14 protein-coding genes and 1 tRNA gene are annotated in these 15,808 nt (G+C 42.0%); 7 read left to right on the forward strand and 8 right to left on the reverse strand.

Going from position 1 to position 15,808, the window contains the following annotated elements; all coding sequences use genetic code 11:
- Positions 1–238 precede the first annotated feature (238 nt).
- The 4 genes from WAX86_RS02180 to WAX86_RS02195 all read left to right on the forward strand — a co-directional run bounded on the left by WAX86_RS02180 (position 239) and on the right by WAX86_RS02195 (position 4,897).
- On the forward strand, positions 239–2,056 hold the full coding sequence (locus tag WAX86_RS02180) for a long-chain fatty acid--CoA ligase (RefSeq protein ID WP_138241578.1): 1,818 nt from the start codon (positions 239–241) through the stop codon (positions 2,054–2,056).
- 379 nt (positions 2,057–2,435) lie between these two features.
- Positions 2,436–4,160 (forward strand): acetolactate synthase 3 large subunit, encoded by a 1,725-nt coding sequence (locus tag WAX86_RS02185; protein WP_107200471.1) that lies wholly within the window; start codon positions 2,436–2,438, stop codon positions 4,158–4,160.
- Entirely contained in the window at positions 4,153–4,650 is a 498-nt protein-coding gene (gene ilvN, locus WAX86_RS02190) for an acetolactate synthase small subunit (RefSeq protein ID WP_036764453.1), read from the forward strand. Before WAX86_RS02185 ends, ilvN begins: the two co-directional genes overlap by 8 nt.
- 118 nt (positions 4,651–4,768) lie before the next feature.
- The gene (locus WAX86_RS02195) at positions 4,769–4,897 is read left to right on the forward strand and encodes a hypothetical protein (protein ID WP_106141552.1); all 129 of its coding nucleotides are present in this window, start codon (positions 4,769–4,771) and stop codon (positions 4,895–4,897) included.
- An 89-nt stretch (positions 4,898–4,986) separates the two neighbouring features.
- On the opposite strand, the gene WAX86_RS02200 is transcribed toward WAX86_RS02195, so the two are convergent.
- The 7 genes from WAX86_RS02200 to rpsU all read right to left on the reverse strand — a co-directional run bounded on the left by WAX86_RS02200 (position 4,987) and on the right by rpsU (position 12,719).
- Entirely contained in the window at positions 4,987–5,640 is a 654-nt protein-coding gene (locus WAX86_RS02200) for a GntR family transcriptional regulator (RefSeq protein ID WP_065170788.1), read from the reverse strand.
- 344 nt (positions 5,641–5,984) lie between these two features.
- Positions 5,985–7,397, reverse strand: a complete 1,413-nt coding sequence (pykF, locus tag WAX86_RS02205) for a pyruvate kinase PykF (RefSeq protein ID WP_005301418.1) — start codon at positions 7,395–7,397, stop codon at positions 5,985–5,987.
- A gap of 527 nt (positions 7,398–7,924) precedes the next feature.
- Positions 7,925–8,000 (reverse strand) — tRNA-Ile (locus WAX86_RS02210).
- Positions 8,001–8,175: 175 nt separating this feature from the next.
- On the reverse strand, positions 8,176–10,035 hold the full coding sequence (rpoD, locus tag WAX86_RS02215) for an RNA polymerase sigma factor RpoD (protein ID WP_065170787.1): 1,860 nt from the start codon (positions 10,033–10,035) through the stop codon (positions 8,176–8,178).
- 92 nt (positions 10,036–10,127) lie between these two features.
- Entirely contained in the window at positions 10,128–11,882 is a 1,755-nt protein-coding gene (dnaG, locus tag WAX86_RS02220) for a DNA primase (RefSeq protein ID WP_065170786.1), read from the reverse strand.
- 147 nt (positions 11,883–12,029) lie between these two features.
- Positions 12,030–12,473 carry a GatB/YqeY domain-containing protein gene (locus WAX86_RS02225; protein WP_044176836.1) on the reverse strand — a complete coding sequence of 148 codons (444 nt, stop codon included), beginning with the start codon at positions 12,471–12,473 and terminating at the stop codon, positions 12,030–12,032.
- Between the two features lie 30 nt (positions 12,474–12,503).
- Complete coding sequence (rpsU, locus tag WAX86_RS02230) at positions 12,504–12,719, reverse strand: 30S ribosomal protein S21 (protein WP_005301411.1); 216 nt, start codon at positions 12,717–12,719, stop codon at positions 12,504–12,506.
- Positions 12,720–12,971: 252 nt separating this feature from the next.
- Between rpsU and tsaD the strand changes: the two genes are divergently transcribed.
- A complete protein-coding gene (gene tsaD, locus WAX86_RS02235; RefSeq protein ID WP_005301409.1) occupies positions 12,972–13,991 on the forward strand; it encodes a tRNA (adenosine(37)-N6)-threonylcarbamoyltransferase complex transferase subunit TsaD in 1,020 nt (339 codons plus the stop codon).
- Between the two features lie 76 nt (positions 13,992–14,067).
- On the opposite strand, the gene plsY is transcribed toward tsaD, so the two are convergent.
- Positions 14,068–14,685 carry a glycerol-3-phosphate 1-O-acyltransferase PlsY gene (gene plsY / locus WAX86_RS02240; protein WP_341489039.1) on the reverse strand — a complete coding sequence of 206 codons (618 nt, stop codon included), beginning with the start codon at positions 14,683–14,685 and terminating at the stop codon, positions 14,068–14,070.
- Positions 14,686–14,957: 272 nt separating this feature from the next.
- On the opposite strand from plsY, the gene folB reads away from it, so the two are divergent.
- Together folB and folK are read left to right on the forward strand one after the other, a co-directional pair.
- Positions 14,958–15,317 carry a dihydroneopterin aldolase gene (gene folB, locus WAX86_RS02245; protein ID WP_171027388.1) on the forward strand — a complete coding sequence of 120 codons (360 nt, stop codon included), beginning with the start codon at positions 14,958–14,960 and terminating at the stop codon, positions 15,315–15,317.
- On the forward strand, positions 15,314–15,808 hold the full coding sequence (gene folK / locus WAX86_RS02250) for a 2-amino-4-hydroxy-6-hydroxymethyldihydropteridine diphosphokinase (protein WP_044176828.1): 495 nt from the start codon (positions 15,314–15,316) through the stop codon (positions 15,806–15,808). The genes folB and folK overlap by 4 nt, the downstream gene beginning before the upstream one ends.

Genomic DNA, 15,808 nt, shown 5'->3' on the forward strand with positions numbered 1-15,808 from the left:
GCTATAGTGTGCAATCAGTTGAATTAAGGTGCATAAGCAAGTTTCTTACAGTTGTTTACACTTATATAAGAATAGTTAATTACTCGTATTAAGCTTGTACAGTCAAAACGTTAGAGTGGGATCATACTTACAATACCATGATTTTATCATGGATTATGGTTGGCTTTTTTAATGCTCGACTGTAGACTGCACTTCCATAATAAGCTTACAGGTGTAAGCTCAAATAATTAGAGTTACTATGGCACAACACGAATTTCATATTGTTCATCGCATTCGTACTCAAATCGAGCGTCTAAGTGATCGTGTTGCTCTACGTCATCAAGTTGATGGGGAGTGGCAAGATACAACTTGGCAGTCATTTGGTGAGCAAATTCATCAGTTAGCATTGGCAATGCTAACCAAAGGCTTAAATATTCAAGATAAAGTGGCAATCTTTTCCAACAATATGCCTCGTTGGACAATCGCCGATTTTGCGACTTTATATAACCGCTGTGTTACGGTTCCTATCTATCCAACCAATACGGCTCAACAATCGGCTTATATCTTAAATGACTCGGATGCTCGTATTTTATTTGTAGGTGAACAACCTCAGATGAATGCTGCAATGGAGCTGATTGAGCAATGCCCTCAACTGGAATATGTTGTTGCGATGAGTGACGACATTGAGCTGCCAGAGCATGAGAAGGTTTTCTCTTTTGCAGATTTTGTCGCACAGCGAGATGATGCAGTTGAAGCTGAGCTACAAAATCGTCTATCTGCTCTTGCGATGGATGACCTACTGACCCTGATTTATACCTCTGGTACAACAGGTACGCCAAAAGGGGTTATGTTAGATTACGCGAATATTGCTTCTCAGATTGAGGCTCATGATCAGCGTTTAGCATTAGATGAAGGGGATTCATCCCTGTGTTTCTTACCACTTTCTCATGTGTTTGAGCGCGCATGGACTTTTTATGTGTTCCATCGCGGAGTAGTTAACTGCTACCTTTCTGATACCAATAAAGTTCGTGAAGCTTTGGTTGAGGTAAAACCAAACTATATGTCGGCGGTTCCTCGTGTTTACGAGAAAATTTATTCTGCCGTACATGACAAAGTTTCTAAAGCACCATTTCACCGTAAGTTAATCTTTACTTGGGCTGTGAATATGGGCGCTCGAATGGCGGTTGCTCGTCAAAATTGTACTGAGCCATCATGGTTACTGCGTAAGAGCCATGCGTTAGCTGATAAAATGGTGTTGTCTAAATTACGTGAAGTATTAGGTGGCAATATTAAATTTATGCCAGCAGGCGGTGCTAAGCTTGACGCTACTATCGGCCGTTTCTTCCACGCAATTGGTATCAATGTCAAATTAGGTTATGGCATGACAGAAACGACGGCGACGGTATCGTGTTGGGATGATAAGTGTTTCAATCCTGATTCGATCGGTATGCCAATGCCGGGTGCTGAAGTGAAGATTGGTGATGACAATGAGATTTTAGTTCGTGGTCCAATGGTGATGCGCGGCTATTATAAAATGCCTGAAGAGACCGCGAATAACTTCACTGAAGATGGCTTCTTAAAAACTGGCGATGCGGGTCATTTTGATGAACAAGGTAATTTGTTTATTACTGATCGTATCAAAGAGTTGATGAAAACATCTGGTGGTAAATATATCGCACCACAGGTTATTGAAGGGGCGATTGGTAAAGATCACTTTATTGAGCAAATTGCAGTTGTTGCCGATACTCGCAAGTTTGTATCCGCTCTGATTGTGCCATGCTTTGAAACATTAGAAGAACACGCACGCGAGCTAAACATTAAATATCAAGACCGTTTAGAGTTGGTGAAAAATAGCCAAATCGTGGAATTGATTGAAAAGCGAGTAGCTGATCTACAAAAAGATTTAGCGCGTTTTGAACAAGTGAAGAAATTTACCTTGTTACCAAAAGCGTTCTCTATGGATCATGGTGAGCTAACTCCAACGCAAAAACTGCGTCGTAAAGTAATTCAAGATCGCTACCATCAAGAAATTGAGCGTATGTACGAAGAGAGTCACAAAAAAGCCTCTCACGATTAATACTCCAAAGGGATCTCATCGAGATCCCTTTAGTTTTTTATACCCTCCGATCTGTATCCATTAGCCGATCTTCTCGTTATATCTGCAATATCCCCACATTTTTTATCTGTATATTGTTTAACCAAAGAATATTTGTGTTAACTCATGTTACGCTATGGATCTTTTAGTTGAAAAAACGTTAAAGTTTCCAAAGGCCATTAGTTCAGTTATGACTGCAACTAATGAACATAGCATTTATCTTTAGGCTAAAAATAAGCCCTAACTATGTTATCGACCTGTATAGCTTTGTTCTTTGAGTTTAACTCTCCTGTTTGGATGGCGAACCACCGACAGCCTTCGACGCTATATAGCTAGATATCATTCTATTCGGAGGCAAAATATGGAAATGTTGTCCGGTGCCGATATGGTTGTGCGTTCAATGATCGACCAAGGAGTGAAACACATCTTCGGCTACCCAGGTGGTTCAGTGCTTGATATTTACGATGCGCTACATGAAAAAAGCGATATTGAGCATGTCTTGGTCCGTCATGAACAAGCCGCTGTTCATATGGCAGATGGCTACGCACGAGCAACTGGAGAGGTTGGCGTTGTGCTTGTGACATCAGGACCTGGGGCTACCAATGCCATCACAGGGATTGCAACGGCTTATATGGATTCGATCCCGATGGTTGTGCTCTCAGGTCAGGTAATGAGTAGCTTGATTGGCAATGATGCTTTTCAAGAGTGTGATATGGTGGGAATTTCTCGACCTGTTGTTAAACACAGCTTTTTAGTTACCAAGCCTGAAGATATTCCGACCATAATCAAAAAGGCATTTTATCTTGCGGCAACGGGACGCCCTGGGCCTGTTGTGGTTGATATTCCGAAAGATATGCTCAATCCACAAGAGCGTTATCCTTATCATTATCCTGAAACTATTGCACTGCGCTCGTATAATCCAACAACTAATGGCCATAAAGGGCAAATTAAGCGAGGACTTAAAGCCTTGCTTGCCGCTAAACGTCCGGCTCTTTATGTTGGTGGCGGGGCCATTATGTCGGGTTGTTCTGCGCAATTATTGGAACTGGCAGAGAGGCTCAATCTTCCCGTTGTTAGTACGTTAATGGGACTTGGAGCATTTCCTGGCGATCATCCAAACAGTGTCGGAATGCTTGGTATGCATGGTACCTATGAAGCCAATATGACCATGCACAACTCAGATTTAATTTTTGGTGTTGGGGTTCGCTTTGATGATCGAACCACAAATAATCTCGCTAAATACTGTCCTAATGCCACGATCCTTCATATTGATATTGACCCATCTTCAATTTCCAAAACGGTTAATGCTGATATTCCGATCGTAGGTTCGGCTGATGTAGTTTTAGGACTGATGCTAAAACTGCTCAATGAACAGCAAGAAACAAATGATGGAGCAGAATTGGATCGTTGGTGGCACGACATTCAAGGTTGGCGAGATCGTCAATGTTTGCAGTATGAGACTAATAATGATCGTATTAAGCCACAGCAAGTTATTGAATCGTTATATCAACTAACTCAAGGTAATGCTTATGTTGCCTCCGATGTTGGTCAGCATCAGATGTTTGCCGCACTTTATTATCCCTTTGCAAAACCACGTCGTTGGATTAACTCTGGTGGGCTTGGCACCATGGGCTTTGGTTTACCAGCCGCTATGGGGGTTAAGTTTGCTTTACCCGAGGAAGAGGTGATCTGCGTAACGGGTGATGGCAGTATACAGATGAATATTCAAGAGCTATCAACGGCGCTGCAATACGATATACCCGTTAAGATTGTTAACCTAAACAATCGGTTCTTAGGCATGGTAAAACAGTGGCAAGATATGATTTATCAAGGTCGACATTCACACTCTTATATGGACTCTGTTCCTGACTTTGCCGCTATCGCTGAAGCTTATGGTCACGTTGGCGTGCGTATTACTGATCCTAAGACGCTAGATAGTCAGCTAAAAGAGGCGTTAGCGCTAAAAGATAAATTAGTGTTCATTGATATTAGCGTCGATGAAACTGAACATGTCTATCCGATGTTGGTGCGTGGTGGGGCTATGAATGAAATGTGGCTGAGTAAAACGGAGAAAACCGATGCGTAGAGTAATATCAGTTTTATTAGAAAACCAACCGGGAGCGTTATCTCGAGTGGTTGGCCTGTTTTCTCAGCGTGGTTATAACATTGAATCGTTAACTGTAGCGCCAACAGATGATCCAACGCTATCTCGATTGAATATCACAACTCATGTGAAAGACGAATCGGCCTATGAGCAAATAGAGAAACAACTGCATAAGTTAATTGATACGCTGAAGGTGTGTAATATTTGCGAATCTGACTATATTGAGCGGGAGATCATTCTTGTTAAAGTGAAAGCAAGTGGTTTTGCTCGTGCTGAAGTAAAACGTACCGCAGATATTTTTCGGGGGCAGATAGTGGATGTGACTAGCTCTATCTATACGATTCAATTAACAGGGTCAGGGGATAAGCTTGACGCTTTCATTGCCGCTCTTGGTGAAGCTACGGATATTATAGAAGTGGCTCGCAGTGGTGTTGTGGGTATTGCTCGGGGGGAGCGTGCGTTAAGAGCTTAATCATATACGCTAGATTTTAAACAATGAGCTAGGCTAAATAAGAGGGTGCATAAACTCTTACTATGGATAGAACCGAACAATAGGGATGCAATAGTAACCCAGTCACTAGGTGATACGAATGAAGTCTTTTCTCGTACGTCTAACGACAGGAAGTCTGGTGATATTAGGATTTAAAGTCAGCGCCTTGTATTTTTTACTGGTCGTACTGCTACTTAATACTCATCATAAAGAACTATTTGGATGGTAATATCATAGGTTAATCACCTGATTGATATAATAAAAAAGCTCAATCATTGATCGAGCTTTTTTTATTCACTTTACTATTATCAATCGAGATTACAAGAAAGGCTTGATTGTCTCTATCGCTCGTTGAAAGTGCTTATTAAGCAGACGTAGAGCTTCCTCGGTATTTCGACTCAACACGGCTTTCATCATTGCTTCGTGCTCACCATTATCTTGGTAACGGTGTTCATAGCCACGAGCTCGGCTTAGCCAAATATGACGGTAGCGCTCAATTTGTTCGTATACTTCACGATAAAGAGCCATCATGACCGGAGAGTTACTGCCAGCCATTAAAGCCAGATGGAAATCACTGTGGCGTTGATCCCATTCATTATAATCAATATCGGCTGCCGCTGGATTTACACGGCTTAGTTTATGGTATGTGGTGAGAATATTGAGCTCCCAGCTCTCATCTCCATTTGCAATAGATCGAGTTAATAGTTCACGAGATAGAAGAAGATTGGTATTAAAGAGATCTTCCAGTTCTGCAATAGATACCGGAGCAACCCAACAGCCTTTTTGTGGCGCAAACTTAACATATTTCCGCCACGATAATTGTACTAAGGCTTCACGAATGGGTGAGGCTCCAACGTTATAACGTTCTTTTAAATCTGCAACGACAAGCTTTTGTCCTGGTGCTAATTCTCCAAGCAGAATATCTTGTCGTATCACCTCCATCACTTGGTTGGTCAAAGTCGGACTAGACACAAATTTCCTCTTACATGATGATCATTGTTGTATATTTTATGTTGTCGCTATTGATGATTATGTGTTCTATCCATAAGGGGTTAACTGCAACAGTGTTCTTGTTTAGGTAAAAAAACACACTATAGAGTTGTGCCTATATAGGGTAAGTTTTAATCGGCATAATTATATGATTTATTGTGCATCTATGCGATATATGGAATAGAAAATAAGCGTTAAAACTTAGTGTTTGTTACTGATAGGATTGTCAAATAGTGGGCGTTTTATAGAACATAAAAGGTTTTATGAGAGTAGAAATAAAAAAGGAGCACAATGTGCTCCTTTTTTCATACTATACATGTACCAAATTATAGTACGTGTACAGATGCAGTATTTGTAGTGCCTGATGGTACTAGAGCACCAGAAACCATAACTACGATATCGCCTTTAGCACCAAGACCAGTTTCTAGAGCAAGTTCTTTACCACGTGCGTAGAAAGTATCTGTGCTTTCGATTGAATCAACGATAACTGGAGTCACGCCTTTGCTTAGACATAGCTGAGCTGCTGTCTTAGTGTTAGTTGTGATCGCTAGGATACGTGCAGTTGGGAAGTACTTACGGATAGAACGAGCTGATTTACCCGCTTCAGTAGCAACAACGATTAAAGGAGCTGCTAGTTTTTCTGCTGTATCAACTGCGCCTTTACATACTGCTTCAGTAATGCGTAGACGAGGGCTATCTAGGCGAGAACCTAGTTCAGCTTTAAGTGCTTTATCTGTACGAGAACAGATTTGCGCCATGATAGATACTGCTTCGATTGGGTACTTACCTTTTGCAGTTTCACCAGAAAGCATTACTGCGTCAGTACCATCCATGATTGCGTTTGCAACGTCACCCGCTTCTGCGCGAGTTGGACGTGGGTTCTTAATCATAGAATCAAGCATTTGAGTTGCAGTGATAACTACTTTACGAGCGCGGTTACACTTCTCAATCATCATCTTCTGAGCGAAGATAACTTCTTCTACTGGGATTTCAACACCTAGGTCACCACGAGCAACCATGATACCGTCAGATAGCTCTAGAATTTCGTCGAAGTTATCAACGCCTTCTTGGTTTTCAATCTTAGAGATGATCTGGATGTTTTCGCCGCCATTTGCGTTTAGAAGCTCACGGATTTCGCGAACGTCGTCTGCTTTACGGATGAATGATGCTGCAACGAAATCAACGCCTTGCTCACAACCAAACTTAAGGTCTGCTTTATCTTTTTCAGCAAGAGCTGGTAGGTTTACAGATACGCCTGGTAGGTTAACACCTTTGTTTTCACCTAGGTCACCGTTGTTAAGTACAGTACACTTAACTTCAGTTTCAGTTGTTTCGATAACTTCCATTTCAATTAGGCCGTCATCAACTAGGATAGTGTTACCTTTGTTTAGGTCTTTAGCAAAACCTGGGTAAGTTACTGCTACACGATCTTTGTTACCAACAACTGAAGTGTCAGTAGTGAAAGTGAACTCTTGACCTGCAACTAGAGCAACGTCTTCACCGTTTTCTAGTTTGATAGTACGAATTTCAGGACCTTTAGTGTCTAGAAGAATCGCAAGTTGTTTACCTGTGTTTTTCATCACTTCACGAAGGTTGCTGATACGACGACCATGCTCTTCGAAATCACCGTGAGAAAAGTTTAGGCGCATTACGTTCATACCAGCGTCAGCTAGTTTAGTAAGCACTTCTACAGATTCAGTTTTAGGTCCAATCGTACATACGATCTTGGTCTTTTTCATTGAGGATTCTCTCCAGACGAACTTTTTACCCAAGGGAAATTTAACCCCAGTGTTATACAGTAAAAATGTGAACCAATGATGTTGAAACTTACCAATAAAGTGAGATTCTGATCATAATTTCACAAAATTTATGTATTACTGAGTGTAATAATACCAATCCAATCGCAAAAACATTGCTTTAGCAAAACGTGTTCTCGCTTTGATAAAGCTCATGAATCTAATTTATAACCGAGTTGTTATTGTTTTGTGACAAGAGCCACTGTGTCAGCTATTCATTACTCACTTTTTACGGTGCTGGATTATAGCAGACTTCATTTCGCTAAGCACTATGTGATGTTGATCAAATTTTTAAGCTGAAAATGTGACGTAAAGATGGGAATTATGTAGCAAAACCAAAAGAAAGTTTTGTTTTTCATCAATAGATTGGCAAATATCTCAGTTTTTTATTAGTTCGTTGGAATAAATGATGAAATTTATGGCGGGCTAGAATGCAAAAAGGCTACCCGAAGGTAGCCTTTTCTAAATTCTGGTGGCCCCTCCCAGACTTGAACTGGGGACCAAGCGATTATGAGTCGCCTGCTCTAACCACTGAGCTAAGGGGCCAATATGCGCAAATTATAGGGGATGAGTTTGGCCTTGTCTAGCGCTTAACTCATTTATTTTGTTCGCTTTTTACTCACTTAATTAAAATTGTAGGCTAGGACGCAGAATGACAATTTTTACCAGACAATAAAAAAGCGGGCACAAAGCCCGCTTTTTTCGCATCAACTTACAACGATTACTCGTCTAGGAAGCTGCGTAATACGTCTGAACGACTTGGATGACGTAGCTTACGTAGTGCTTTCGCTTCGATTTGACGAATACGCTCACGTGTTACGTCAAACTGCTTACCAACCTCTTCAAGAGTGTGGTCGGTATTCATATCGATACCAAAGCGCATGCGAAGAACTTTTGCTTCACGAGGTGTTAGGCCTGCTAATACTTCGTTGGTTGCTGCGCGCAAGTTCGTTTGCGTTGCTGCATCCATAGGTAATTGAAGCGTTGTATCTTCAATAAAGTCACCTAGATGTGAATCTTCATCATCACCAATTGGTGTCTCCATTGAGATTGGTTCTTTTGCAATCTTAAGGACTTTACGAATCTTATCTTCAGGCATCTGCATACGTTCTGCCAATTCTTCAGGTAGAGGTTCACGACCCATTTCCTGTAGCATTTGACGAGAAATACGATTTAGCTTGTTGATTGTCTCGATCATATGAACCGGGATACGAATAGTACGTGCCTGGTCTGCAATAGAACGAGTAATCGCCTGACGAATCCACCATGTTGCGTAAGTTGAGAACTTATAACCACGACGGTATTCGAACTTATCTACCGCTTTCATCAAACCGATGTTACCTTCCTGGATCAGATCCAAGAACTGTAGACCACGGTTGGTGTATTTCTTAGCAATAGAGATTACAAGACGTAAGTTTGCTTCAACCATCTCTTTCTTCGCACGGCGAGCTTTTGCTTCACCGATAGACATACGACGGCTGATGTCTTTAATACGCTCAATAGAAAGACCAGTTTCTTCTTCTAGTAGGCGTAACTTAGTAGAACAACGACGAAGTTCTTCTTCATAAGTTTTTAAGCGCTCAGCGTAAGGTTTGCCTGAGTTAAGAGCTTCATCGATCCACTCTGAGCTAGCTTCGTTGCCTGCAAAGAGGTTGATAAAGGTTTTCTTAGGCATTTTAGAGTTATCAACACACATGCGCATAACAAGGCGTTCATTAGTACGAACCTTGTCCATTGAATCGCGTAGTGAGCCAATTAACTTATCAAACTGCTTTGGCACTAAGCGGAACTGCTTGAAGATCTCAGAAAGTTCATCAACAGCAAGTTCTGCAGTAGGGTGATTACGGCCATGCGTATCAATAGCTAATGCCATTTTTTCGTATGACTGACGTAGCTCAGTGAATTTCTCACGTGCAACTTCAGGATCGATGTTGTTGTCATCGCTGTCGTCGCTGCTGTCACCATCTTCGTCTTCATCTTCGTCTTCATCAAGATCACGATCTTCATCTTCAAGATCAGATTCACTTAATTCTGAACCGATATGTGTTGCCGTTGGTGCTGCTGTTTCCTCTTCATTAGGATCAACAAAACCAGAAATAATGTCGGTTAGACGTAGCTCATCTGCTTCAACTTTATCGAACATGTCAAGAAGTTGAGAGATAGCTTTTGGATATTCAGCAACAGAACATTGAACTTGGTTAATACCATCTTCAATGCGTTTTGCGATATCAATTTCACCTTCACGAGTAAGTAGCTCAACAGTACCCATCTCACGCATATACATACGTACAGGGTCTGTTGTACGGCCGATCTCGCTTTCTACGCTTGATAATGCTTGCGCCGCAGCTTCAATGGCGTCTTCATCGGCATTATCTTCTGTCATCATCAGTTCATCGGCATCAGGGGCTGTTTCTACAACCTTGATACCCATGTCGTTGATCATCTGAATAATGTCTTCAACCTGATCGGAATCGACGATGTCTTCCGGTAGGTGGTCATTTACTTCGGCGTAGGTCAGATAGCCTTGTTCTTTGCCTTTAGCGACAAGTAACTTTAGCTGTGACTGCGGATTTTGCTCCATAGACGATATCCAACTTCGGGTCTGAGTGATAATTTAGTATGCAGAGATGCAAACCGTTAATTATAACAAATTTCTTAATTGTTGACTACTTATTAGGCAGGACGATCCAACAGTAATGACTGTAATTCCTGCTTCTCTTCGACTGATAAGCCGACGGTGCTTGATTTAGCCTGCAACTTTTCGATTTGTTGTTGGACGCACTGGCCGATAACATTGTCCATTGCGTCTAAAAATACATCTAGAGTACTGTCTTCGTCTTTAGATAGGGGTAATTCCCATGAGGCTAACCGGGCTAGTAATGCCTCATTTTTACTACCTCGCCATGACTCTAGTAACTGGCCTGTAGTGATATTGGGGTTAGTGCGACATTTTTCAACTATTGTTAGCAATAAATTTAGTCCAGCAACCTCAATTCCTTCAAATGCTTGAGTGTCAAATTCGAGCTGATTAACAAAAATTGGGTTTTGAATCAGCAAAGCAACTACATCCCGCATTGGTGTTCGTTTTAGGTTTTGTTGTACCAAACGCGGTTTTTCTTGCTGTGGACGCTTAATTTCAAGACGAATTTGATCCGGTGGTAATCCCAAGCTATAGCCCAGTTTATTGATCAAGTATTCACGAAGTGCTTCTCCAGCCACTTTTTCAATTAAGGGCTTGGCTAACGTCATCAGTTTACTGCGACCTTCTTTCGTTTCCATGTTTGCTTGCTCGGTTAAGCTATTGAACATGAAATCAATTAGAGACATAGCAGAAGAGACTTGATGCTCAAATTCTTCTTTACCGTATTGGCGAATATAGGTATCTGGGTCTTCACCATCGGGTAAAAACATAAACTTCAGTTCGCGTCCATCAAGTAAATAAGGCAGAGCTTGTTCCATTGCGCGCCAAGCTGCTTCTCGTCCGGCTCGGTCGCCATCATAGCAGCAGACAACTGTACTGGTTTGGCGAAATAAAGTTTGAATATGTTCGCTTGTCGTCGAGGTACCTAGAGACGCGACAGCATAGTCCACCCCAAATTGTGCGAGTGCTACCACATCCATATAACCTTCAACAACCAAAATACGTTCTGGTTCTCGATGGGTTTCTAAGACTTGATGTAAGCCATAGAGCTCTCGACCTTTATGGAAGATAGGAGTTTCTGGTGAGTTAAGGTATTTTGGCGTGCCATCACCCAATACTCGACCACCAAAACCGATAACTCGACCGCGACGATCTAAAATGGGGAACATGACACGACCACGGAAACGGTCATAGCGACGACCATTATCGTTTTCGATCAGCATACCCATATCAACAAGCGCTTGTTGGCTAGCTTCATCTCGACCATAGCGGTTACGAACTAAGTCCCATTGATCGGGGACATAGCCGATTGCGAATTTTTTAACAATCTCGCCTGATAAGCCTCGACCTTTTAAATAATCGATCGCAAGTTGGCCTTCATCGGTACGCAGTTGAGATTGGTAAAATTGAGCAATATGCGCCATGACATCATAAAGATTACGCTTTTCTGCTGCTCGAGGTCCTGAAGGCGCTGAGCCATTGTCATTTTCTCGCGGTACTTCAATACCAAGTTGTGAGGCCAATTCTTCAATCGCTTCTACAAATTCTAAGCGATCAAATTCCATGACAAAATCAAGGACATTGCCGTGTGCGCCACAACCGAAGCAGTGATAGAACTGTTTTTCTTGGCTAACAGAGAAAGAGGGCGTTTTTTCATTATGGAAAGGGCAACAAGCACCGAAGTTTTTGCCTTTTTTCTTCAGTTTTACCCGAGAATCGATCACATCAACGATATCGTATCGGGAGATAAGATCATCAATAAATGAACGAGGGATTCTACCTGCCATAATAATTCGAACGTAACCTAAATTGGGGTGTAAGGAAATAAGTCTTTTATATACAAAGGCTTATGTTTTTGGTTTTAAGATAAGTAAATACAAACAAGCCGCGTACTCCATAAGGATAACGCGGCTTGTTGCAGAACAGAGCTTAGATTAGCCTAGTTTAGTTTTCACTAACTGACTAACTTTACCCATATCGGCACGACCCTGAATTTGCGGTTTCAGTACGCCCATAACCTTGCCCATGTCTTGCATACCTGCAGCACCTGTTGCAGCAATAGCTTCATCCAACAGAGCGGCAACTTCGTCATCGCTTAGTGGTTGAGGCATAAACTCTTCAAGTACTGAGATCTCAGCAAGTTCAACATCTGCAAGATCTTGACGACCCGCAGCTTCGTATTGAGCTACAGAGTCACGACGTTGCTTAACCATTTTCGTTAATACTGCAACGATGTCGTCGTCGGCAAGAGTGATCTTTTCGTCGACTTCACGTTGTTTGATTGCAGCAAGAGCTAAACGGATAGCACCAAGACGAGCTTTGTCTCTCGCCTTCATCGCCGCCTTTTGTTCGTCTTTAAGACGTTCAATCAGAGTCATAACGCAATCCTTCTAGTAAAAATCCGAAGATTAGTACAGACGAACGCGACGCGCGTTTTCGCGAGCCAATTTCTTCAGGTGACGCTTAACTGCCGCTGCTTTAGCACGCTTACGTACAGTTGTTGGCTTTTCGAAGTGTTCACGACGACGTACTTCAGAAAGGATACCTGCTTTTTCGCAAGAGCGCTTGAAACGACGTAGTGCTACGTCAAACGGTTCGTTTTCACGTACTTTGATTACTGGCATGTAATACTCACCTCAGAGTGATTCGGTTTGTACTGACGTTCAAAGAGTGTCAGTTGATTAAAAATGGTGCGAAATTCTAATCTGATCTAGGGGCATTTGTAAAGCATTCTACGTCGTTGAACTGGTTAATTTCTGTTTAGAACGGTAACATGTGCAGTAATTGATGAAATTTATTCTCAATGAAGATGTCAGTAGTCGTTGAAATACTGTGATATTCTTCATTTTTGCCCCTTTATGGTATAGAGGTTATTTATGCGTATCTTGGGCATCGAAACCTCCTGTGATGAGACAGGTATTGCGATTTTCGATGATGAAAAAGGCCTATTGGCACATGAACTTTACAGCCAAGTAAAATTACACGCAGATTACGGCGGCGTTGTTCCAGAATTGGCATCACGTGATCACGTTAAAAAAACCATTCCATTGGTGAAAGCTGCTTTGAAGTCTGCAGGATTAACGCCAGCAGATCTTGATGGGGTTGCTTACACTGCAGGTCCAGGTCTTGTAGGGGCATTATTAGTCGGTGCAACAATTGGCCGTAGCCTAGCGTATGCATGGGATCTTCCTGCGGTGGCTGTTCATCATATGGAAGGCCATTTATTGGCTCCGATGCTAGAAGAGAACGCACCTGAGTTTCCTTTTGTGGCATTGTTGGTTTCTGGCGGCCATACCATGATGGTCGAAGTGAAAGGCATCGGTGAATACCAAATCTTGGGTGAGTCTATTGATGACGCAGCTGGTGAAGCATTTGATAAGACTGCGAAGCTAATGGGATTAGATTACCCAGGAGGCCCTCTGCTGTCGAAAATGGCAGAAAATGGTACTCCGGGTCGTTTTACCTTCCCTCGTCCCATGACGGACCGTCCAGGGCTTGATTTTAGCTTCTCTGGTCTGAAAACATTCGCGGCAAACACTATTCGTAGCAATGGTGATGATGAGCAAACTCGCGCTGATATCGCGTTTGCTTTCCAAGAAGCGGTAGTGGATACCCTAGCAATTAAATGTAAGCGAGCACTTAAGCAAACAGGCTTGAAGCGTTTAGTTATTGCCGGCGGCGTGAGTGCGAATAAATATCTGCGTCAAGAGCTCGAAAAATTGATGAAAGGTATGAAAGGGGAAGTATTCTACCCGCGTACTGAATTTTGTACAGATAACGGCGCAATGATTGCTTATGCTGGTATGCAGCGACTCAAGAATAAAGAGTTGATGGATCTGGGCGTGAAAGCTTTCCCTCGTTGGCCAATTGATCAGCTAAAACCAATTGATAAGTAATGGTTTTTGTCTGAAATAAAAAAAAGCGATCGGATGATCGCTTTTTTTATATCTACCATTTGGTTAGGTTTAGAGTTTATGAGGCATTTTGCTTGTTTTTGCGGCGAAATTTATCCCATATTTTGCTTTCTTGCCCATCGATAAGACGGCGGATATTATCGTGGTGACGAAAGATAATTAAGCAAGAAAGCATCGCTACTGGCATGGTATATTCTGGTTTTACCCACCAAGTAAATAGTGGTGCGATAAGGGCTGTAATGAGAGAGCCTAATGACGAATAGCCTGTGATAATGACAACTACGAGCCAAGTTGCGATCAACATTCCCGATAAATCCCAGCCGATAGGTGCCAATGCTCCAAGTGCTGTCGCAACCCCTTTTCCTCCTCTAAAATGAAAGAAAATAGGGTATATATGGCCTAAACAAGCTGAAATGGCGATAATTCCCAGTAAAAACGGATTCAAACCGAGGAAATAGCTTAGCCAAACCGGGATCATGCCTTTTAAAATGTCGCACACTAACACAAGGCTCGCGGCAGTTTTACCACCCAGTCTTAATACGTTAGTTGCCCCCGGATTTCCTGAACCACAATCTCTTGGATCGGGGAGTCTGTAAAGACGACAAATTAATACCGCGCTGGAGATCGAGCCCAGTAGATAAGCTGCAATGATGATGACGAGAGCTAATGGTGTCATGCAGTTCCTAGAATTATCCCAATCATTCGGTGAGGAATATTTGTCTCCCCACTGTAATATGAAACGTGATGTAAGTTTGTTATCTTGAGCACTAAATTAGTAGAAAACTAATGTCGGCTTATGTCGTTTAGAAAGGGCTGTGTTATAGTCCAAATCTTATTTAACTTAGTGCTTATTCCACTTATAACACGTTAAAGTAAAATAAGCGAAAACAACCTGATAATACGCACTTTTGCTCAAATTAGGTATCCGACCTCTCACAAAATTAGCGATTGAAAATGGATCTTGTATTTATCGAACAACTTGAAGTTATTGCCTCTATCGGTGTTTATGACTGGGAACAAGAAATAAAACAAAAACTTGTGCTGGATTTAGAAATGGCACACGACAATCGACCTGCTGCATTACAAGATGATGTTATGTTAGCCCTCGATTATGCTGCGGTAAGTCAAGCTGTGACCGATTTTGTAAGTTCACAGCCATTTTTATTAGTTGAACGAGTAGCTGAAGAAGTGGCTGATCTTATTATGACTCAGTTTCAAGTTCCTTGGCTTCGAATTCGAGTAGCAAAACCGGGCGCAGTCGCTAATGCTCGAAGTGTTGGTGTTGTGATTGAACGAGGCTGTAAGTGAACACCTGTTACATCAGCATCGGTAGTAACATTGAGCCCGAATATCACCTAATAATGGCACTCAAGGAGCTTAGGTTGCTATCTCACGGTCAACTGCGAGTATCTCGTATATTCCAAGCTGAACCTGTGGGATTTGATGGTGACAGTTTTTATAACTGTGTGGTTGAAATAAAAACGTCATCTTCTGTTGATATTCTACAAAGTTCACTTAAAGCGCTGGAGATCAAATACGGTCGTCCGATTGATGCAAAAAAGAATCAAGATCGCACCTTAGATCTGGATATTTTGCTATTTGGCAATGAGATTCGAGAACGAGATCCTCAATTGCCGCGTGATGATCTGTATAAGTTTGCCTTTGTATTGTGGCCAATGTACGAATTGGCCCCAAAACTTGTGGTGCCAAATGATGGGCGCTCTATTGCTGAACTTTATCGCGAGATCCAATTTCAACAACAATTACAGCCAATTACATTGGCCACCGATAGTTATTAA

The organism is Photobacterium damselae subsp. damselae, assembly GCF_038086725.1.
Lineage (GTDB): Bacteria > Pseudomonadota > Gammaproteobacteria > Enterobacterales > Vibrionaceae > Photobacterium > Photobacterium damselae.